The following is a 19,271-nucleotide window of genomic DNA, read 5'->3' on the forward strand; positions in this document are numbered from 1 at the left end:
CGCCCCAAACGCCCCGGCCCCCGCACCTGGAGCAGCCGCCTAGGCCTCCGTCGCCGGGTGCACGCCTGGCGCGAAAGGCACCCCGTGGCCGCGCTCACGCTCTCCTGGGTCGTCACGTTCCTCGCCGCCGTGCTGGTCTACATCTGCCTCGAAATGCCCAACACGCTGGGGCAGTTGAGGCTCATGGAGTTCGCGCGGATACCGGCCGAGGCGATCATGGCGGCCGTGGTTCTGCTGAGTCTGCCGCGGCGGGCCCGGATCATCGCGGCCGCGGGCTTCGGCGCGCTCGTCGGGGCCATCGCCGTGCTGAACATGTTCGACATGGGGTTCAACGAATACCTCGGCCGGCACTTCAACATCATCCTGGACTGGAGCCTGTTCGGGGACGCCCGCGGGTATCTGAAGGACACCTTCGGCGGGGCGGCCACGCAGGCCATCACGGTCGGCCTGATCGCGCTGATCGTCGTGCTGATCGTGCTCGTCGCGCTGGCGATGGTCCGGCTCAGCAACGTCCTGGTGACCTACAAGGCCATCGCGACCAAGGGCACCCTGATCGCCGGCACGGTGTGGATCACCCTGACCGCGTTCGCGCTGGAGTTCCACGGCATCCCGCTCGCCGCCGACCACACCGCCGGCGTCATCAAGTACCAGGTACGCGCGATGCAGGAAACCCTGCGCGACGAGGCCGAGTTCAAGAAGGTCGCCAAGGTCGACGCCTTCGGCAACACCCCCGGCAGCGAGCTCGTCCCGGACCTCCGCGGCAAGGACGTGATCTTCACCTTCATCGAGAGCTACGGCCGTAGCGCGATCGAGGACCCGATCATGGCGCCCGGCGTCGACTCGACCCTCGCCGCCGACACGACCGCCCTCTCCAAGGCGGGCTTCGCCGCGAAGAGCGGCTGGCTGACCTCGGCGACGTACGGCGGCAGCAGCTGGCTCGGCCACTCCACCACCATGTCGGGCCTGTGGGTCAGCAACCAGCAGCGCTACCGCACGGTGATGGCCAGCGACCACCTGAGCCTGACCGACGCCTTCAAGAAGACCGGCGACTTCGACACCGTCGGCGTGATGCCGGGCATCCAGAAGGGCTGGCCGGAGCAGAGCTTCTACGGCCTCGACAAGGTCTACAACGCCTTCCAACTCGGCTACCAGGGACCGAAGTTCAGCTGGTCCACGATGCCCGACCAGTACGCGCTGGAGCAGTTCCAGAAGCAGGTGCACAGCAAGCCCCGCACCGACGGCAAGTCGCTGATGTCCTTGCTGATCCTGACCTCCAGCCACCAGCCCTGGGCCCCGATCCCGAAGCTCGTCCCGTGGGACCAGCTGGGCAACGGTTCGATCTTCGACTCGATCGAGAAGGCCGGCAACAAGGCGTCCAGCGTCATCGCCGACACCACCAAGTCCCGCCAGGAGTACGGCAAGTCGATCCAGTACTCGGTGAACTCCCTCACCCAGTGGCTGGAGCGCTACGGCAACGACAACACCGTGCTCGTCTTCCTCGGCGACCACCAGCCGATCGCCCGCGTCAGCGGCAACCACGCCAGCCGTGACGTCCCGATCTCGATCGTCGCCAAGGACCCCAAGATCCTTCAGAAGATCGACAGTTGGAACTGGACCGACGGCCTGCGCCCCGCCCACAAGGCTCCGGTGTGGAAGATGAGCGACTTCCGCGACAAGTTCCTCACGGCGTACGGCTCGACGCCCCACCCGAAGACGAACTGAGCAGCACCAGAAGAAGAACTGAGCGCCCGCCCAACGGAGTTCAGCCGCCGGACGTGTCCAGCTCCGCGTCCTCGCTGATCCCCGCGCAGTCGTACGGGTCCTTCAGCCAACCGTCCGGCAACACCACCCTGTTGTTGCCGGACGTACGGCCGCGGGGCCCGTCGGCGCCTACGGGCCAGGGCTGGTCGAGGTCCAACTCGTCGAGCCCGGCCCGGAGTTCCTCCAGCGAGGACGTGATCGCGAGCCGCTTGCGCATCTCGCTGCCGACCGCGAAGCCCTTCAGGTACCAGGCGACGTGCTTACGGAAGTCGATGACTCCCCGCGCCTCGTCCCCGATCCACTCACCGAGCAGCGTCGCGTGCCGCACCATGACGTCGGCGACCTCGCGCAACGACGGCTCCAGACTGCGTCCATCAGTGCCTCCGGCACGGGCCTGTTGACGCCCCTCGAAGGCGGCCACGAGGTCGGCGAACAGCCACGGCCGCCCGAGGCAGCCGCGCCCGACCACGACCCCGTCGCACCCGGTCTCCCGCACCATCCGCAGCGCGTCCTGCGCCGACCAGATGTCGCCGTTGCCGAGCACGGGGATCTCCGGCACATGCTCCTTCAGGCGCGCGATCGCGTCCCAGTCCGCCGTACCGCCGTAGTGCTGGGCGGCCGTGCGGCCGTGCAGGGCGATGGACGTGACGCCCTCCTCGACGGCGATGCGGCCGGCGTCGAGGAAGGTGATGTGGTCGTCGTCGATGCCCTTGCGCATCTTCATCGTGACGGGCAGGTCGCCGGCCCCGCTGACGGCCTCCTTCAGGATCGCCCGCAGCAGGTTCCGCTTGTACGGCAGCGCGGAGCCGCCGCCCTTGCGGGTCACCTTCGGCACCGGGCAGCCGAAGTTGAGGTCGATGTGGTCGGCGAGCCCCTCCTCCGCGATCATGCGGACGGCCTTGCCGACGGTCGCCGGGTCCACGCCGTACAGCTGGATCGAACGCGGCGTCTCGGTCGCGTCGAAACGGATCAGCTGCATGGTCTTGTCGTTGCGCTCGACCAGCGCCCGGGTCGTGATCATCTCGCTCACGAACAGACCCTTGCCCCCACTGAACTCCCTGCACAGGGTGCGGAAGGGCGCGTTGGTGATCCCGGCCATGGGGGCCAGGACGACGGGCGGCGAGACGGTGTGCGGGCCGACCTGCAAGGGGGTCACAGCCGGGGACACGGACGGGGCGACGGGCGCGGAGACGGGCGTGGACATTGCTCCATTGTCCCGTACGACGCCGGGTACTCGGGCCGAGGATCGTGTATCGGTAATTAGTTAGACGCACTATCGAGTTTGGCGTACGATGGTGCGCATGCCCGAGCTCAGCCACCGCCGCCGACAGCTGGTGCTCGCGATCTGCTGCATGAGTCTGCTGATCGTGAGCCTGGACGTGACCATCCTGAACGTCGCGCTGCCCGCGATGCAGACCGATCTGCACGCGTCGACCTCCGGTCTGCAGTGGACGATCGACGCGTACACCCTGGTCCTGGCCTCCCTGCTGATGCTGGCGGGCTCCACGGCCGACCGCATCGGCCGCAAGCGGGTCTTCATCGCCGGCCTGGTGGTCTTCAGCCTCGGCTCCCTGCTCTGCTCCCTGGCCCCCGGTCTGAACGCGCTGATCTGGTTCCGCATGATCCAGGCGGTCGGCGGCTCGATGCTCAACCCGGTCGCCATGTCGATCATCACCAACACCTTCACCGAGCCGCGCGAGCGCGCCCGGGCGATCGGTGTGTGGGGCGCGGTCGTCGGCATATCGATGGCCGCGGGGCCGCTGATCGGCGGGCTGCTCGTGGACTCGGTCGGCTGGCGCTCGATCTTCTGGATCAACCTGCCGGTGGGCCTGGCCGCGCTGCTGCTCACGCTGAAGTTCATCCCCGAGTCGCGTGCGCCCAAGGCCCGCCGTGCCGACCCGGTCGGCCAGCTCCTGGTGATCGCCCTGTTCGGCTCCCTGACGTACGCGATCATCGAGGCGCCGAGCTCCGGGTTCACCTCGATCCTGCCCTTCGCCGTCCTCGCGCTGGCCGCGCTCGTCGCGCTGCTCTGGTACGAGCCTCGGCGCGACGAACCCCTCATCGACCTGCGCTTCTTCCGTTCGGCGCCGTTCAGCGGGGCGACGGTGATCGCCATCAGCGCGTTCTCGGCACTGGGCGGCTTCCTGTTCCTGTCCACGCTGTATCTGCAGAACGTGGTGGGTCTTGACGCGCTGCACGCCGGTCTGTGGATGCTGCCGATGGCTGTGCCCACGTTCCTGTGCGCGCCGGTTTCGGGGCGGCTGGTCGGTAGTCATGGGCCGCGCATATCCCTGTTGATCGCGGGGACGGCGATGACTGCCAGTGCGGTGATGTTCGCGGGGTTCGAGGCGGAGACGTCGGGCGTCTCGCGGTTCATCGGGTACGCGCTGTTCGGGATCGGGTTCGGGTTTGTGAACGCGCCGATCACCAACACGGCGGTGTCCGGGATGCCTCGCGCTCAAGCGGGTGTTGCGGCGGCCGTGGCGTCCACGAGTCGGCAGTTGGGGCAGACGCTGGGGGTTGCCGTGGTGGGGGCGGTGTTGGCTTCCGGGGTGTCGGCGTCGTCGTACAGGGAGACGTTCGTGTCTGCTGCTCGGCCCGGGTGGTGGATCTTGGTGGTGTGCGGGTTGGCTGTGCTGGTGCTCGGTGCGGTTACCAGCGGAGTGTGGGCACGCAGGACTGCTGAGCGTACGGCTGAGCGGTTGCAGTCTTTTGAGGTGCGCGAAGCGGCTGGGATCAACGCTTAGTTTTCGAGTGCGGGTGCGTCGTGGCTGGTCGCGCAGTTCCCCGCGCCCCTAAAAGCAAAACCCTCACCTGGCCTGCGCTAGGGCGTGCAGGCTCTCCAGTCGGTCTCTCGACTCGGCGTCCGCGGGAGCGTACGTCACCATCCTCGGGCCCCTCGCCGGAGTCAGCCACAGGTCGGTGTGGTCGACGGTGATGCGGCCGACGTGGGTGTTGCGGAACTCCTTGCGGCGGGGGCTGGCGCCCATGACCTCGTGGCGGTCCCAGACCTCGCAGAACTCGGGGGACGTACGCAGGCGCTTGAGGAGGGTCTTCCAGGTGGGGTCGGCGAGGTGGTCGGCCATCGAGCCCCGGAAGCGGGCGGCCATGAGGCGTTGGGTCTTCTCCAGGTGCACGATCGACGACCGCCACTCCTCGTGCGTGTAGGAGAGGATCATGCAGTTGCGGTCCTCGGGCGGTACCGCGTCCAGGTCGCAGAGCAGCATCCCGTAGGTGCGGTTGTAGGCGAGGATGTCGTACCTGCTGTTCTGGAGACAGGCCGGGATCGGGTCCAGCTGGTCCAGCATCGCCTGGAGGGCGGGCGTGACGACCGCGCAGCTCGTGGCCGGCCGCGGGTCGATCGCACCGGCCAGCTGGAAGAGGTGGGAGCGCTCGCTGCTGTCCAGGAAGAGCGTGCGGGCCAGCGCGTCCAGCACCTGTACCGAGACCTGGATGTCCCGCGCCTGTTCGAGCCACGTGTACCAGGTGACCCCGACCGCGGCGAGCTGCGCGACCTCCTCGCGGCGCAGGCCGGGTGTACGGCGCCGGGTGCCGCGCGGGAGGCCGACCTGCTCGGGGGTGATGTGCTCACGGCGGTGGCGCAGGAACGCGGCGAGCTCGTGCCGCCGGACCGTCGACGCGGTCTGCGGAGCATCCGCGGCCTCGGCCGTCGCCTCTGTCACCGTCTCCTGTGCCATCGTCGTCATCACCCCAGTCTGCCGCTGTACGGAGCCTGTTTCCAGGTAGTCCTGCTACCAGGATAAGGACACTCTGGTACCAGTCTCCCAGGAGGCGCACGCTCGTCAGCGTGACCGAAACCATCGCTTCCCGCACCGTGAAATCCCCGGCGGCGGCACCCGTGCTCAGCGGCCTCGGACTGTTCACAGTGCTGCTGGCCGCGGCGCTGCCCCTCATCGACTTCTTCATCGTGAACGTGGCCCTGCCGACCATCGGCAAGGACCTCTCGGCGAGCGAGGCCGTCCTCGAACTCGTCGTCGCCGGCTACGGAGTCGCGTACGCCGTGCTGCTCGTCCTCGGCGGAAGGCTCGGCGACCTGTTCGGGCGCCGTCGGCTGTTCCTCGGCGGGATGGCCGCGTTCGGCGTGACCTCGCTGGCGTGCGGGCTCGCGCCCACCGCGTGGACGCTGGTCGCGGCGCGGATCGCGCAGGGCGCGGCCTCCGCCGCGATGCTCCCGCAGGTCCTCGCCACCATCCAGTCCACGACCCAGGGCCCGCGCCGCGCCAAGGCGATGGGCCTGTACGGCGCGACCGCCGGCCTCGCCATGGTGGCAGGGCAGATCCTCGGCGGGGTCCTGGTCGCCGCCGACATCGCCGGTACCGGCTGGCGCGCGGTGTTCCTGGTGAACGTGCCGGTGGTCGTCGTCGGCCTGTTCCTGGCCGCCAAGGTCGTACCGGAGACGCGCTCCCAGCACCCTGAGCCGGTCGACGTGCCCGGCACCTTCCTGCTCGGCGCGTCCCTGCTGGCGCTGCTCGTGCCGCTGACCGAGGGCCGGGCGGCGGGCTGGCCGCTGTGGACGTGGCTGTCGCTGGCCGCGTTCCCGAGGATCGCGTCGGCGTTCTACGCGGTGGAGCGCAGGGCGGACCGGCAGGGCCGTACACCGTTGGTGCCGCCGAGTCTGCTGGCGCTGACCTCGTTGCGGCGCGGGCTGGTGATGATCCTGCCGTTCGGGATGGGCTTCAGCGGGTTCATGTTCGTGATCGCGGTGTCGTTGCAGCGCGGCGCGGGTCTCGGCCCGGTCGCGGCGGGCCTCGCGCTGGTCCCGCTGGCGGTGACCTTCTTCCTGGCCTCGCTCGCCGGGCCGCGTCTGGTGACCCGGTACGGCACGCGGATCGTGACGGCCGGTTCGGTCATCCAGGCGGTGGGCCTGGGCCTGATCGTGCTGGCCGTTTGGCGCTCCTGGCCGCACCTCGGGTTCGTCGAACTGCTCCCGGGCGCGGCGGTCGCCGGTGCCGGTCAGGCGCTCCAACTGCCCATCATCTTCCGGATCATCCTGTCCGAGGTTCCGGCGGCCCGTGCCGGTGTCGGCGCCGGCGTCATGGTCACCACCCAGCAGTCCGCGCTGGCGCTGGGCGTGGCCACGCTCGGCACCCTCTTCCTGTCGCTGATCCCGGGCATGGGCATGCGCGATGCCCTGGCGATAACCCTGTTGGTGCAGTTGGCGGGGGTCGTGCTGACCGGGCTGCTCAGCCTGCGGCTGCCGCGCACGATCGGGTGACATACCGGACGACATGCGGACGACATGCCGGACGACACCCGGGATGTCATGTTCACAGCTTGGACAACTCGGCGTGAATTGAGCCCTGTTGATGTTGGTCTTGCTGCACACTCTGTGCCGGAGGCGAGACATCATGCTGGAGATCAACACGAGCAAGGTGAGCCGCTGGGACCAGCACGGACGCGAGCACGTCGTCCGGGTGCTGCGCACCGGCGCGAAGCGCACGATCAGCTGCGACACGTGCGGCTGGAAGAAGAGCGCCCAGTTCCTGCCCTGGCTGAAGGCGGAGGAGCATCTGGCCGAGGAGCACCAGGCGACGGTGGATCCGTCCGCCGGCTGAGCGGGGAGCGATGAGTTCGCGGGGCGAGGAGAGTCGTATCCGATACGACTCCCCGGACCGGAAGGCCGACCGATGAGCTCTCTCCACGACACCCTGCGACGACGCGTCGACGACGGCACCGTGCCGGGGGCGGTGGGCCTGGTGGCCCGCGGCGACGACGTCGAGGTGGCCGCCGTCGGCTCCGTCGACGTCGACGGCACCGCCCCGATGGCCCGCGACTCGATCTTCCGGATCGCCTCGGTCAGCAAGCCGGTCACGGCGGCGGCGGTGCTGGCCCTGGTGGAGGACGGGCGCCTCGCGCTGGACGCGCCGGTGGCGGAGTGGCTGCCGGAACTGGCGAAGCCCACGGTGGTCCGCACCCCGTCCTCGCCGGTCGAGGACGTGGTCCCGGCGGAGCGTCCGATCACGGTCGAGGACCTGCTGAGCTTCCGGGCCGGCTGGGGCTTCCCGGACGACTTCTCCCTGCCGGCCGTCCAGACGCTGCTCGCGTTCCAGCAGGACGGCCGCGCGCCCTACCTCCAGCCCGGCCCCGACGAGTGGCTCGCCGCCCTGTCCCGGATCCCGATGGTGCGCCAGCCGGGTGCCGCGTGGCTGTACAACACCTGCTCGGACCTCCAGGGCGTCCTGGTCGCCCGCGCCTCGGGCTCGTCGTTCCCCGACTTCCTGGCGGAGCGGTTCTTCGGGCCGCTGGGCATGCCGGACACGGCATTCATGGTCCCGGAGTCGAAGCGGGCCCGCTTCACCACCGCCTACACACCGGGCGAGCAGGGCACCCTGGAGCAGGCCGACACCCCGGACGGCGGCTTCAGCCGGCCCCCGGCCTTCCCCTCGGGCGCCGGCGGCCTGGTCTCGACGGCCGACGACCTCCTGGCCTTCGGCCGGATGCTCGCGAACGCCGGCGCGGCGCCGGACGGCACCCCGGTCCTCTCCCCCACCTCCGTGAGCCGCATGACCACCAACCACCTCACCGCCGCCCAGCGCGACGCCGCCACCCTCTTCCTGGAGGGCCAGGGCTGGGGCTACGGCGGCCAGGTCGACGTCGCTCCGGCCGACCCGTGGAACGTCCCCGGCCGCTACGGCTGGGTCGGCGGCACCGGCACCACGGCCCACGTGGTCCCGCCCACGGGCACGGTGACGGTCCTGCTGACCCAGGTGGCGATGACGAGCCCGGTACCGACAGCGCTGATGCGGGAGTTCTGGGGGTGCGCGGCGGGGCGCTGACCCTCTCGACTCGCCGTCGCGGCCGGCACGACCTACCTCCCCGACTGCCACTGCCACTGTCACCGTCAAGGTGAACTGACCGGAACGCAGGGTCAGTTCACCGCAACCGCGCGGCGAAAGGCCCACAGTCAGCCGCGCAGCCCCCGCACCAACAACTCCACCATCTCCCCGAACTCCCCCTCCACGCCCGGCTTCTGCCACTCCCGCGCGTAGGACGGGTCGTGGAAGCGGCCGGTGGCCTGGAACACGGTGCGGGCGGCGACGGCCGGGTCGGCGACCGTGAAGACACCGCTCTCGACGCCCGCTCGGACTATCGCGGTGAGCTGGCCGGTGAGTTCGTCGATGTGGGCGCTGACCACCTCGCCCGCCTCCTCCGCGAGGACCGAGTACGTGGCGAAGAGTTCGGGGTCGCCGCCCGCCTTGCGCCGCTTGGCCGCGAACAGTCCCGCGAGCCAGTCCCGCAGGCGCGTCTCCGGGTCCCGGTCGGTCCCGGCGACGATCCCGGACAGCGTCTCCGCCGTCCGGTCCAGCCACCGCTGGGTCACCGCCTCCCGCAGCGCGGCCTTCGTGCGGAAGTGCCGGTAGACGGTGCCATGGCTGACGCCGAGCGCGCGGGCCACGTCCACCACGGTGGCCTTCGCCGGGCCGTGGCGGCGCAGCACCTCCTCGGTCGCTTCGAGGATGCGCTCGGCGGTCAGGGTCTCGCTCGGTGCCATGACGGAGACCGTACCCGCAGGCCGGATCAGCGCTCGCTGTCGAGGTGCGCCATCTGCGCCGACGGGTAGCGGTCGCCCGACGCCGAGTCCGCCGGTACGGCCGCCTCGATCGCCGCCAGGTCCGCCGCGTCCAGTACGACGTCCAGCGCGCCCAGCGACTCCGCCAGCCGCCCCCGGGTCCGCGCGCCGACCAGCGGCACGATGTCCTCGCCCCGCGACAGCACCCAGGCGATGGCGAGCTGGGCGACGGAGACGCCCTTCTGCTCGGCGATCTTCCGCAACTGCTCGACCAGGCCCAGGTTGTGCTGGAGGTTCTCGCCCTGGAAGCGCGGCGAGTGCGCCCGGAAGTCGGTCGCGCCGAGCTGCCGGTCGGGCGTGAAGTGCCCGGAGATCAGCCCGCGGGACAGCACGCCGTACGCGGTGACGGAGATGCCCAGCTCGCGGGTGACCGGCAGGATCCGGTCCTCGATGCCGCGCGTGATCAGCGCGTACTCCAGCTGCACATCCGCGATCGGCGCGGTCGCGGCGGCCCGGCGGATCGTGTCGGCGCCGACCTCACTGAGCCCGATGTGCCGGACGTAGCCCTGCTCGACCAGTTCGGCGATCGCGCCGACCGTCTCCTCGATCGGCACGCCGGGGTCGACCCGGGCGATCCGGTACACGTCGATGTGATCGACGCCGAGCCGCTGGAGGGAGTACGCGGCGAAGTTCTTCACGGCGGCGGGCCGGCCGTCGTAGCCGCTCCAGCCGCCGTCCGGACCGCGCAGCGCCCCGAACTTCACGCTGGTGAGCGCCTGTTCGCGCCGGGCGGCCGGAGCGGCGCGCAGGGCTTCGCCGATCAGCATCTCGTTGTGACCCATGGCGTAAAAATCGCCGGTGTCGAGGAGCGTCACGCCCGCTTCGAGTGCGGCGTGGATGGTGGCGATGGACTCGGCCCGGTCCGCGTCGCCGTACAACGCGGACATGCCCATGCAGCCGAGGCCGAGGGCGGAAACCTGGGGGCCGGTGGTTCCGAGAGTGCGCGTGGGGATCGTCATGCATGCCAGCTTGGCATGACAGATGACAGATTTCAATATCTGTCATTCCATACTTGTCGGCACGGTCGGCCGGTCCGGGCCTCTTGACGAAAGGTCTGGACCACGCGCACTGTCATGCCTACGACACCTCACCGCACCCCCACCGGGAGGCCCGTATGCTCCGCCGTGCCCTGCGCCTGCTCGCCGCCGCCCTGACGACGGCCTGCCTCACCCAACTCCCCGTCGCCGCGACCGCGTCCGCCGCCGACACCTGCGCCGTGAAGTCCCGCCCCGCCGGCAAGGTCCTCCAGGGCTACTGGGAGAACTGGGACGGCTCCTCCAACGGCGTTCATCCGCCCTTCGGCTGGACCCCGATCACCAACTCCGCGATCGCCACTCACGGCTACAACGTGATCAACGCGGCCTTCCCGGTCATCCGTTCCGACGGAACGGCCCTCTGGGAGGACGGCATGGACGCGGGCGTGAAGGTGGCCACGCCGGCGGAGATGTGCGCCGCGAAGGCCTCCGGCCAGACGATCCTGATGTCGATCGGCGGCGCGGCCGCGGGCATCGACCTCAGTTCGTCCACGGTCGCCGACAAGTTCGTCTCGACGATCGTCCCGATCCTGAAGAAGTACAACTTCGACGGCATAGACATCGACATCGAGACGGGTCTCGTCGGCAGCGGAAACATCGCCCAACTCTCCACGTCCCAGGCCAACTTGATCCGCATCATCGACGGCATCCTCGCCCAGATGCCGGCCGGCTTCGGCCTGACGATGGCCCCCGAGACCGCGTACGTCACCGGCGGCAGCATCACGTACGGCTCGATCTGGGGCGCGTATCTCCCGATCGTGAAGAAGTACGCGGACAACGGCCGCCTGTGGTGGCTCAACATGCAGTACTACAACGGCAGCATGTACGGCTGCTCCGGCGACTCGTACTCGGCGGGCACGGTCGCGGGCTTCACCGCCCAGACCGACTGCCTCAACAAGGGCCTGGTCGTGCAGGGTACGACGATCAAGGTCCCGTACGACAAGCAGGTCCCGGGCCTGCCCGCCCAGTCGGGCGCGGGCGGCGGCTACATGTCACCGTCCCTGGTCTCCCAGGCGTGGAAGCACTACGGCACGAGCCTCAAGGGCCTGATGACCTGGTCGATCAACTGGGACGGTTCGAAGAACTGGACGTTCGGCGACAACGTCAAGTCGTTGCAAGGGCGTTGAGATCCAGGAGATCTAACGCTCGGTGAGGGCGAGCTTGGCCCCCAGCGCCACGAACGACCCCGCGAAGCTCCGCCGCAGCCATGTCATCACCCTCGGCCGAGAGGTGACGTGGCTACGGACGGAGGCGGCGAGAACGCCGTACGCGGCGAAGACGACAAAGGTCGCGAGCATGAAGACCCCGCTGAGCGCCAACATCCTTACGGTGGAGTGGGGTTCGTCGGGGCTCACGAACTGGGGCAGGAACGCGAAGAAGAAGATCGTCAGCTTCGGGTTGAGGATGTTGATCAGCACGCCCCGGACGATCACGCGGCCGGCGGACAGGGGCGCGCTGTCCTGGTCGACGTCGATCACCGCCTTGTCCTTCGCCGTCACCCACGCCATGTGGAGGAGATAGGCGACACCGGCGTACTTGAGGATCTGGAAGGCGGCGGCACTGGCGTTCAGCAGCGCGGCCAGCCCGACGACGGTGGCCAGCACGTGCGGCACGATCCCGAGCGTGCAGGCGAGGGCCGCGAGGACGCTCGCGCCGCGCCCACGGGAGAGACCGGCGGCCAGGGTGTAGATGACACCGGTGCCAGGGGTGGCGACCACGACAAGGGTGGTGAGGAGAAAGGCGAGGCTCATGGCCTCAGCCTGACGGTGTCGCGATCCCCCCGGCAGGTCCAATGGGACGCCCGTATCAAGGACCAATAGCCAACGCCGGACGGGCACAATCAGCCCGTCCGGCGTTCTCGGTTCAAACAGACCTAGGCGCCCATCAGACGCCCGGCCAGGTAGCCCTCGATCTGGTCCAGCGACACGCGTTCCTGCTTCATCGAGTCGCGCTCGCGAACCGTCACCGCGTTGTCCTCAAGGGTGTCGAAGTCGACCGTCACGCAGTACGGCGTACCGATCTCGTCCTGACGGCGGTAACGGCGGCCGATGGCACCGGCGTCGTCGAACTCGATGTTCCAGTTCTGGCGGAGCGCGGCGGCAAGGCCCTTGGCCTTCGGGGACAGCTCGGGGTTCCGGGACAGCGGAAGCACCGCGACCTTCACCGGGGCGAGCCGGTGGTCCAGGCGCAGCACCGTGCGCTTCTCCAACTTGCCCTTGGCGTTGGGCGCTTCGTCCTCGACGTACGCGTCGAGCAGGAACGCCAGCATCGCGCGGCCGACACCGGCGGCGGGCTCGATGACGTACGGCGTCCAGCGCTCCTGGGCCTCCTGGTCGAAGAAGGAGAGGTCCTGGCCGGAGGCCTTGGAGTGGGCGTTCAGGTCGAAGTCCGTGCGGTTGGCGACGCCTTCCAGCTCGCCCCACTCGTTGCCGCCGAACTGGAAGCGGTACTCGATGTCAGCGGTGCGCTTGGAGTAGTGGGAGAGCTTCTCCTTGGGGTGGTCGTACCACCGCATGTTCTCCTCGCGCAGGCCCAGGCCGGTGTACCAGTTCCAGCGCTGCTCCATCCAGTACTCCTGCCACTTCTCGTCCTCGCCCGGCTTGACGAAGAACTCCATCTCCATCTGCTCGAACTCGCGGGTCCGGAAGATGAAGTTGCCGGGCGTGATCTCGTTGCGGAAGGACTTGCCCATCTGCGCGATGCCGAACGGCGGCTTGCGGCGCGAAGTGGTCTGCACCTGGGCGAAGTTGGTGAAGATGCCCTGGGCGGTCTCGGGGCGCAGGTAGGCGACGGAGCCGGTGTCCTGCGTCGGGCCGAGGTGGGTGGAGAGCAGGCCGGAGAACTCCTTGGGCTCGGTGAACTGGCCCTTGTTGCCGCAGTTGGGGCAGTTGATGTCGGCGAGGCCCTTCTCGGGGGCGCGGCCGTGCTTGGCCTCGTACGCCTCCTCCAGGTGGTCCGCGCGGAACCGCTTGTGGCACGCGGTGCACTCGGTCAGCGGGTCCGAGAAAGTGGCGACGTGGCCGGAGGCGACCCACACCTCGGGGGCCAGGATCACGGACGAGTCGATACCGACCACGTCCTCGCGCGACGTCACCATGTAGCGCCACCACTGGCGCTTCAGGTTCTCCTTGAGCTCGACACCCAGCGGCCCGTAGTCCCAGGCGGCGCGCTGGCCGCCGTAGATCTCACTACTGGGGAATACGAAGCCACGGCGCTTGCTCAGGCTGACGATGGTGTCGATCTTGTCGGCGGCCACGGTGCTCTCTTCATGACGGATGGACGGCAGCGAATGTCTCAGGTTACCGGCGCCGCCCTGCCCCGTATCAAATCGGTTCCATAGCCAGGGCTTGTTGACAACGGTTTCCATCTCTGTTGAAAATGACTGTCATGAACGTACGACGACGCCACATATCCGGGATCGCGATAGCCGCGGCCACCGCCCTCGGTCTCGGGACCCTCTCCGCCTGCTCCGACAGCGCGTCCGCGGCCAACACGGACAAGTTCGACGTCGTCGCGGCGTTCTACCCGCTGCAGTACCTCGCCGAGCAGATCGGCGGGGACCACGTCCACGTCACCAGCCTGACGAAACCCGGCCAGGAGCCGCACGACCTGGAGATCAGCGCGCAGCAGACCGCCGCGCTCGGGGAGTCCGACGCGGTGCTCTACCTCAAGAACCTCCAGCCCTCCGTCGACGACGTGGTGAGCCAGTCCGGCGTCAAGACGAAGATCGACGCGGCCTCCCTCACCACCGAGGAGAAGCACGGCAACGAGGTCGGCGGCCACGCCGCCTCCCACGACTCCTCGAAGAACGAGGAGCTGGCCGGCCTCGACCCCCACATCTGGCTCGACCCGGTGCGCTACGCCCAGGTCGCCGAGGGCGTCGGCAAGGCCTTCGAGAAGGCCGACCCGAAGAACGCGGCCGACTACAAGACCAGCACCGCGGCCCTGGTCAAGAAGCTGGACGCGCTCGACACCGAGTTCAAGACGGGCCTCGCGAACACCAGGACCAAGGTGTTCATCACCACGCACGCCGCCTTCGGCTACCTCGCCGAGCGCTACGGCCTCACCGAGGAGGCCATCAACGGTCTCGACCCCGAGTCGGAGCCGAGTGCCGAGCGCGTGAAGGACCTTGAGAAGATGGCGAAGGCCGACGGCGTCACCACGGTGTTCTACGAGACGCTCGTCAGCGACAAGACCGCGAAGACCATCGCCGCGGACGCGAACCTGAAGACCGACGTCCTCGACCCGATCGAGGGCATCACCGAAAAATCCCGCGGCAAGGACTACTTCTCGGTCCAGCAGGCCAACCTCAAGGCCCTGCGGACGGCCCTGGGAAGCAAATGACCAGCACGGAGGACGAGTTGATGAGCGACTTGATGAGCGAGCCCGTCATATCGCTGCGCGGAGTCCGCGCCGAGCTGGGCTCGCGACCCGTCCTGCGCGGCATCGACCTCACCGTGCGCCGCGGTGAGGTGGTCGCGCTGCTCGGCGCCAACGGCTCCGGCAAGTCGACCGCGATCCGCACGATCATCGGCCAAGTCCCGCTCGCCGAGGGCGAGATCGAGCTGTTCGGCACCCCGCGCCGCGCCTTCCGCGACTGGCGGCGCGTGGGCTACGTACCGCAGCGCACGACGGCCGGGGGCGGGGTGCCCGCCACGGTCACCGAGATCGTGGCGTCCGGCCGTCTCTCCCGTGCCCGCTTCGGCCTGCTGCGCAAGGCGGACCACGAGGCCGTACGGCACGCCCTGGAGCTGGTCGGGATGGCGGACCGCGCCAAGGACTCCGTCGACGCGCTCTCCGGCGGCCAGCACCAGCGCGTGCTGATCGCCCGCGCGCTCGCCGCCGAACCCGAACTCCTCATCATGGACGAGCCGATGGCGGGCGTGGACCTGGCCAGCCAGAAGGTGCTGGCGGACACCCTGACCCGCCAAGTCGCCGAAGGCACAACGGTGTTGCTCGTCCTGCACGAACTCGGCCCGCTGGAGCCGCTGATCGACCGCGCGGTCGTCCTGCGCGACGGCTGCGTCCAGCACGACGGCCCGCCCCCGCGCGCGCTGGGCCAGCACGCGCTGCCCGGCCACGACCACGTACACCCGCACTCGGCGGACGCCGAACCGATCCGCACGGGACTGCTGAGCTGATGGACATCCTCGACTACGCCTTCATGCAGCGGGCGCTCATCGCCGCCGTCCTCGTCGGCATCACCGCCCCCGCGATCGGCATCTACCTCGTCCAGCGCCGCCAGCCCCTCATGGGCGACGGCATCGGCCACGTCGCGATGACCGGCGTGGGCCTCGGCTTCCTGCTGAACGCCTCCCCGGTCTGGATGGCCACCGCCGTCTCCGTGCTCGGCTCGGTCCTCATGGAGCTGATCCGCTGGTACGGCAAGACCCGCGGCGACATCGCCCTCGCGATGCTCTTCTACGGGGGTATGGCGGGCGGCGTGATGTTCGTCAACCTCGCGCCGGGCGGCTCGAACGCCAACCTGAGCTCGTACCTCTTCGGCTCCCTCTCGACGGTCTCGCAGTCCGACGTGACGGCGATCGGCATCCTCGCCGCGTTCGTGATCGTGGTCACGCTGGGGCTGCGGCGGCAGCTGTTCGCCGTGAACCACGACGAGGAGTTCGCGCGGGTCACGGGCCTTCCCGTGCGTGCCCTGAACCTGCTGACGGCGGTCACCGCGGCCGTCACGGTCACCGTCGCGATGCGGGTCGTGGGCCTGATCCTGGTCTCCGCGCTGATGGTGGTGCCGGTCGCCGCCGCGCAGCAGCTGACCCGCAGTTTCGGGGCGACGCTGGCGATCGCGGGCGTGATCGGCGTGACCGTGTCGGTCAGCGGCACCGTCACCTCGTACTACCAGGACGTGCCGCCCGGCGCGACGATCGTGCTCCTGACGATCGCCGCGTTCATCGCGCTGACCGCGCTGGCGACCCCGCTGGCGAGGCGCCGGGCCCGGGCCGCGGCGGCCGCGCGCCCCGCCGGGGACCCGGTGGAGTGCGCGATTCCAGCCACCCGGGGGGCCGCCGACGAGGTCGGCGTCTGACCACGCACAGCCCGGGCTGGCACAATGGCTCGGCAAAGTGCAGACGTGAGGAGGCAACGGTGACGACGGCCGGCCCGCCCGTAAAGGGACGCTCCACCCGCCAGCGTGCCGCCGTGTCGGCGGCGCTCAACGAGGTCGACGAGTTCCGCAGCGCCCAGGAACTCCACGACATGCTCAAGCACAAGGGTGACTCGGTGGGCCTGACCACGGTCTACCGCACCCTCCAGAACCTCGCTGACGCGGGCGAGGTCGACGTCCTGCGCACGGACGAGGGCGAATCGGTGTACCGCCGCTGCTCCACGGGCGATCACCATCACCACCTGGTGTGCCGGGTCTGCGGCAAGGCGGTGGAGGTGGAGGGCCCTGCCGTGGAGAAGTGGGCGGAGGCGATCGCGGCGGAGCATGGGTATGTGAACGTGGCGCACACTGTCGAGATCTTCGGCACTTGTGCGGAGTGCTCCGCAGGTTGAGCGGATAAAGCGCGGGCCCGGTGGGGGCTGGTCGCGCAGTTCCCCGCGCCCCTGAGGGGCGCGCTGTCGGGACCGCTTGTTCAGACGCGAGGGAGCTTGGTGTTCAGCAGGGCGCGTAGTTGGTCGACGTCCTTCTGTGTGGGCGCTCCCTGCTTGACGATGACCATCGCGCAGGCTCCGATCCTGTCCGGGCTGCGGAGCACGAAGCAGTGGTCCGTCTCGGCGTAACTGCCGTAATTGGCCCAGGACATGCGCGAGTCCATGTGTGCGCTGACCGTCCGCACGCCCTCCTCGGCGACGGTCACCCGCATCACGCCGTGGTGCTGGTTGGCCCGCAGCAGTTGGCGGGCGGTCATGCCGGGGACCCGGAGCATCAGCAGCGGCCAGACCATGAGCGCCCCGCCGAAGGCGAAGCCGATGCCGTCGCCGCCCGCCAGGCCCGCGGTCAGCAGGAGCACGCCCACCACCATGACGGCCGCGAGGAAGACGGGGTGGTGGACGAACCCGGCCCGGCCGCGCTTGCGGAACAGCAGCCGGACGGCCTCGGTCATGTCCTCCAGCCGGAGTTCGTACTCCAGCACCACGTCGCTCACGCGTTGCTCGACGCTCTGTGCCTGCTCCATCACGGCCCCTCCCCGTTGCTGCGGTGACGAGCCGTGATGGTAACCCCGGAGTCTGACAGGGGTGTTACTCGTTTCCCCGCATCGCCTGCTCCATCGCGAGCAGCTTCTCGTTCGGCACCGCGCCGCCGAACCGGCGGTCCCGCTGGGCGAATTCGACGCACGCGCGCCACAGGTCACGCCGGTCGAAGTCCGGCCAGAGCACGTCCTGGAAGACCATCTCGGCGTAAGCGCTCTGCCAGATCAGGTAGTTGGAGGTGCGCTGCTCGCCGCTGGGGCGCAGGAAGAGGTCGACCTCGGGCATGTCCGGGTAGTACATGTACTTGGCGAGGGTCTTCTCGTCGACCTTGGCCGGGTCGAGCCGGCCCGCCTGTACGTCCTCGGCCAACGCCCTTGCCGCGTCGGCGATTTCGGCCCGCCCACCGTAGTTCATGCAGAAGTACAGCGTGAGCGCGTCGTTGTCCTTGGTCTGCTCCTGCGCGATCTGGAGCTCCTTGGCGACCGACCGCCACAGCTTGGGCATACGGCCCACCCACCGCACCCGGATACCGAGCTCGTCGAGGGTGTCACGGGACTTGCGGATGAAGTCGCGGTTGAAGTTCATGAGGAAGCGCACCTCGTCGGGCGACCGCTTCCAGTTCTCGGTGGAGAAGGCGTACAGCGAGATCGCGCCGACGCCCATCTCGACGCCGCCCTGAAGCACGTCCAACACCCGCTCGGCGCCGACCTTGTGGCCCTCGGTGCGCGGCAGCCCCCGCGCCTTCGCCCACCGTCCGTTCCCGTCCATGACGATCGCCACGTGCTTCGGGATCAGCTCACCGGGCAGCTTCGGTGCGGTGGCCCCCGACGGGTGCGGCTCCGGCGCCTTGTACTCGCGCCGCTGGCGCCCCAGGATCCCGCGTACGGCCATGTGCTTCTCGTCTCCTCTGTCTACGACCTACGACAACTTGCTACGACCTGCTACGACTTCTCCACGTACCGCAGTGAGCGGAGCCCGCGTTCCAGATGCCAGTGCAGATAGGCGGACACCAGCCCGCTGCCCTCCCGCACATGCCGCGCCTCGCACGCGTCCGCCGTCTCCCAGTCTCCCGTAAGCAGCGCACCGAGGAGTTCCAGGGCCTGCGGTGAGGGTACGACGCTTCCGGCCACCCGGCAGTCCGCGCAGACGACCCCGCCCGACGCCACGGAGAAGAACCGGTTCGGCCCCGGCATCCCGCACCTCGCGCAGTCACCGAAGCTCGGCGCATAGCCGTTGACGGCGAGGGAACGCAGCAGGAACGCGTCGAGGATGAGATGCGGAGCATGCTCACCGCCGGCCAGCGTCCGCAGCCCGCCCACCAGCAGCAGATACTGCTGTACGGCGGGCTCGCCCTCGTGATCGGTGAACCGCTCGGCCGTCTCCAGCATGGCCGTGCCGGCGGTGTACCGCGCGTAGTCGGCGACGATCCCGCCACCGTACGGAGCGATGGTCTCACTCTGGGTGCACAACGGCAGCCCGCGGCCGATCAGTTCGCTGCCCCGCGCGAAGAACTGCACGTCCACATGGGAGAAGGGTTCCAGCCGGGCACCGAACTTCGACTTGGTCCGCCGCACCCCGCGCGCCACCGCGCGTACCCGCCCGTGACCCCGGGTGAGCAGCGTGATGATCCGGTCCGCCTCACCCAGCTTCTGGGTGCGCAGCACGATGCCGTCGTCGCGGAACAGACTCATGCCGCCCATTGTCCCCTACGGCTCTGTGGCGCCACGACGCAT

The 19,271-nt window shown here is 69.3% G+C and carries 19 protein-coding genes; 10 read left to right on the forward strand and 9 right to left on the reverse strand.

Annotation, left to right across the window (positions count from 1 at the left end; all coding sequences use genetic code 11):
- The coding region (locus tag AC31A1_RS08650; protein ID WP_489652668.1) for a sulfatase-like hydrolase/transferase at window positions 1-1,722 on the forward strand (1,722 nt) is incomplete at its 5' end.
- Between the two features lie 40 nt (window positions 1,723-1,762).
- Here the strand turns inward: AC31A1_RS08650 and dusB are convergent.
- On the reverse strand, window positions 1,763-2,965 hold the full coding sequence (gene dusB, locus AC31A1_RS08655; protein WP_489652669.1) for a tRNA dihydrouridine synthase DusB: 1,203 nt from the start codon (window positions 2,963-2,965) through the stop codon (window positions 1,763-1,765).
- A 97-nt stretch (window positions 2,966-3,062) separates the two neighbouring features.
- Here dusB and AC31A1_RS08660 point away from each other — a divergent pair, with 97 nt between their 5' ends.
- Window positions 3,063-4,508 (forward strand): MFS transporter, encoded by a 1,446-nt coding sequence (locus AC31A1_RS08660; protein WP_489652670.1) that lies wholly within the window; start codon window positions 3,063-3,065, stop codon window positions 4,506-4,508.
- A gap of 63 nt (window positions 4,509-4,571) precedes the next feature.
- On the opposite strand, the gene AC31A1_RS08665 is transcribed toward AC31A1_RS08660, so the two are convergent.
- Window positions 4,572-5,468 (reverse strand): helix-turn-helix transcriptional regulator, encoded by an 897-nt coding sequence (locus AC31A1_RS08665; protein ID WP_489652671.1) that lies wholly within the window; start codon window positions 5,466-5,468, stop codon window positions 4,572-4,574.
- A gap of 101 nt (window positions 5,469-5,569) precedes the next feature.
- Here AC31A1_RS08665 and AC31A1_RS08670 point away from each other — a divergent pair, with 101 nt between their 5' ends.
- From AC31A1_RS08670 to AC31A1_RS08680, 3 genes are all read left to right on the forward strand, one after another.
- Window positions 5,570-6,997 (forward strand): MFS transporter, encoded by a 1,428-nt coding sequence (locus AC31A1_RS08670; protein WP_489652672.1) that lies wholly within the window; start codon window positions 5,570-5,572, stop codon window positions 6,995-6,997.
- Window positions 6,998-7,130: 133 nt separating this feature from the next.
- Entirely contained in the window at window positions 7,131-7,337 is a 207-nt protein-coding gene (locus AC31A1_RS08675) for a hypothetical protein (protein WP_393755337.1), read from the forward strand.
- Between the two features lie 72 nt (window positions 7,338-7,409).
- Entirely contained in the window at window positions 7,410-8,558 is a 1,149-nt protein-coding gene (locus tag AC31A1_RS08680) for a serine hydrolase domain-containing protein (protein ID WP_489652673.1), read from the forward strand.
- 128 nt (window positions 8,559-8,686) lie between these two features.
- On the opposite strand, the gene AC31A1_RS08685 is transcribed toward AC31A1_RS08680, so the two are convergent.
- Together AC31A1_RS08685 and AC31A1_RS08690 are read right to left on the reverse strand one after the other, a co-directional pair.
- On the reverse strand, window positions 8,687-9,274 hold the full coding sequence (locus tag AC31A1_RS08685) for a TetR/AcrR family transcriptional regulator (protein ID WP_489652674.1): 588 nt from the start codon (window positions 9,272-9,274) through the stop codon (window positions 8,687-8,689).
- Between the two features lie 26 nt (window positions 9,275-9,300).
- Window positions 9,301-10,311 carry an aldo/keto reductase gene (locus AC31A1_RS08690; RefSeq protein WP_489652675.1) on the reverse strand — a complete coding sequence of 337 codons (1,011 nt, stop codon included), beginning with the start codon at window positions 10,309-10,311 and terminating at the stop codon, window positions 9,301-9,303.
- A gap of 155 nt (window positions 10,312-10,466) precedes the next feature.
- Between AC31A1_RS08690 and AC31A1_RS08695 the strand changes: the two genes are divergently transcribed.
- A complete protein-coding gene (locus tag AC31A1_RS08695) occupies window positions 10,467-11,513 on the forward strand; it encodes a chitinase (protein WP_489652676.1) in 1,047 nt (348 codons plus the stop codon).
- 12 nt (window positions 11,514-11,525) lie between these two features.
- On the opposite strand, the gene AC31A1_RS08700 is transcribed toward AC31A1_RS08695, so the two are convergent.
- Window positions 11,526-12,137 carry a LysE family translocator gene (locus AC31A1_RS08700; RefSeq protein ID WP_489652677.1) on the reverse strand — a complete coding sequence of 204 codons (612 nt, stop codon included), beginning with the start codon at window positions 12,135-12,137 and terminating at the stop codon, window positions 11,526-11,528.
- Between the two features lie 122 nt (window positions 12,138-12,259).
- Window positions 12,260-13,642 carry a glycine--tRNA ligase gene (locus AC31A1_RS08705; RefSeq protein ID WP_489652678.1) on the reverse strand — a complete coding sequence of 461 codons (1,383 nt, stop codon included), beginning with the start codon at window positions 13,640-13,642 and terminating at the stop codon, window positions 12,260-12,262.
- A gap of 131 nt (window positions 13,643-13,773) precedes the next feature.
- Between AC31A1_RS08705 and AC31A1_RS08710 the strand changes: the two genes are divergently transcribed.
- The 4 genes from AC31A1_RS08710 to AC31A1_RS08725 are packed head-to-tail and all read left to right on the forward strand — an operon-like array spanning window position 13,774 to window position 16,899.
- The gene (locus tag AC31A1_RS08710; RefSeq protein WP_489652679.1) at window positions 13,774-14,730 is read left to right on the forward strand and encodes a metal ABC transporter substrate-binding protein; all 957 of its coding nucleotides are present in this window, start codon (window positions 13,774-13,776) and stop codon (window positions 14,728-14,730) included.
- Window positions 14,731-14,762: 32 nt separating this feature from the next.
- Entirely contained in the window at window positions 14,763-15,527 is a 765-nt protein-coding gene (locus tag AC31A1_RS08715; protein ID WP_489652702.1) for a metal ABC transporter ATP-binding protein, read from the forward strand.
- Window positions 15,527-16,429, forward strand: coding sequence for a metal ABC transporter permease (locus AC31A1_RS08720; RefSeq protein ID WP_393755352.1), 903 nt, complete (start codon window positions 15,527-15,529; stop codon window positions 16,427-16,429). The genes AC31A1_RS08715 and AC31A1_RS08720 overlap by 1 nt, the downstream gene beginning before the upstream one ends.
- Before the next feature lie 59 nt (window positions 16,430-16,488).
- Entirely contained in the window at window positions 16,489-16,899 is a 411-nt protein-coding gene (locus tag AC31A1_RS08725; protein WP_033284652.1) for a Fur family transcriptional regulator, read from the forward strand.
- Between the two features lie 80 nt (window positions 16,900-16,979).
- On the opposite strand, the gene AC31A1_RS08730 is transcribed toward AC31A1_RS08725, so the two are convergent.
- The 3 genes from AC31A1_RS08730 to recO form a co-directional block, all read right to left on the reverse strand.
- Window positions 16,980-17,522 (reverse strand): YcxB family protein, encoded by a 543-nt coding sequence (locus AC31A1_RS08730; protein WP_489652680.1) that lies wholly within the window; start codon window positions 17,520-17,522, stop codon window positions 16,980-16,982.
- Between the two features lie 64 nt (window positions 17,523-17,586).
- Window positions 17,587-18,429: an isoprenyl transferase gene (locus tag AC31A1_RS08735; protein WP_489652681.1), complete on the reverse strand. Its 843-nt coding sequence runs from the start codon at window positions 18,427-18,429 to the stop codon at window positions 17,587-17,589.
- Window positions 18,430-18,479: 50 nt separating this feature from the next.
- Entirely contained in the window at window positions 18,480-19,229 is a 750-nt protein-coding gene (recO, locus tag AC31A1_RS08740) for a DNA repair protein RecO (protein ID WP_393755358.1), read from the reverse strand.
- Window positions 19,230-19,271 lie beyond the last annotated feature (42 nt).

It is taken from the genome of Streptomyces sp. P5F9 (assembly GCF_057961495.1).

What these genes read in the sequence shown, in the direction of transcription:
- AC31A1_RS08680 (WP_489652673.1), top strand. Translation starts at nt 7,410, where the DNA reads ATGAGCTCTCTCCACGACACCCTGCGACGACGCGTCGACGACGGCACC.
- AC31A1_RS08730 (WP_489652680.1), bottom strand. Translation starts at nt 17,522, where the DNA reads ATGGAGCAGGCACAGAGCGTCGAGCAACGCGTGAGCGACGTGGTGCTG.
- AC31A1_RS08675 (WP_393755337.1), top strand. Translation starts at nt 7,131, where the DNA reads ATGCTGGAGATCAACACGAGCAAGGTGAGCCGCTGGGACCAGCACGGA.
- AC31A1_RS08735 (WP_489652681.1), bottom strand. Translation starts at nt 18,429, where the DNA reads ATGGCCGTACGCGGGATCCTGGGGCGCCAGCGGCGCGAGTACAAGGCG.
- AC31A1_RS08715 (WP_489652702.1), top strand. Translation starts at nt 14,763, where the DNA reads ATGAGCGAGCCCGTCATATCGCTGCGCGGAGTCCGCGCCGAGCTGGGC.
- AC31A1_RS08695 (WP_489652676.1), top strand. Translation starts at nt 10,467, where the DNA reads ATGCTCCGCCGTGCCCTGCGCCTGCTCGCCGCCGCCCTGACGACGGCC.
- dusB (WP_489652669.1), bottom strand. Translation starts at nt 2,965, where the DNA reads ATGTCCACGCCCGTCTCCGCGCCCGTCGCCCCGTCCGTGTCCCCGGCT.
- AC31A1_RS08700 (WP_489652677.1), bottom strand. Translation starts at nt 12,137, where the DNA reads ATGAGCCTCGCCTTTCTCCTCACCACCCTTGTCGTGGTCGCCACCCCT.
- AC31A1_RS08660 (WP_489652670.1), top strand. Translation starts at nt 3,063, where the DNA reads ATGCCCGAGCTCAGCCACCGCCGCCGACAGCTGGTGCTCGCGATCTGC.
- AC31A1_RS08720 (WP_393755352.1), top strand. Translation starts at nt 15,527, where the DNA reads ATGGACATCCTCGACTACGCCTTCATGCAGCGGGCGCTCATCGCCGCC.
- AC31A1_RS08690 (WP_489652675.1), bottom strand. Translation starts at nt 10,311, where the DNA reads ATGACGATCCCCACGCGCACTCTCGGAACCACCGGCCCCCAGGTTTCC.
- AC31A1_RS08665 (WP_489652671.1), bottom strand. Translation starts at nt 5,468, where the DNA reads ATGACGACGATGGCACAGGAGACGGTGACAGAGGCGACGGCCGAGGCC.
- recO (WP_393755358.1), bottom strand. Translation starts at nt 19,229, where the DNA reads ATGAGTCTGTTCCGCGACGACGGCATCGTGCTGCGCACCCAGAAGCTG.
- AC31A1_RS08685 (WP_489652674.1), bottom strand. Translation starts at nt 9,274, where the DNA reads ATGGCACCGAGCGAGACCCTGACCGCCGAGCGCATCCTCGAAGCGACC.
- AC31A1_RS08710 (WP_489652679.1), top strand. Translation starts at nt 13,774, where the DNA reads ATGAACGTACGACGACGCCACATATCCGGGATCGCGATAGCCGCGGCC.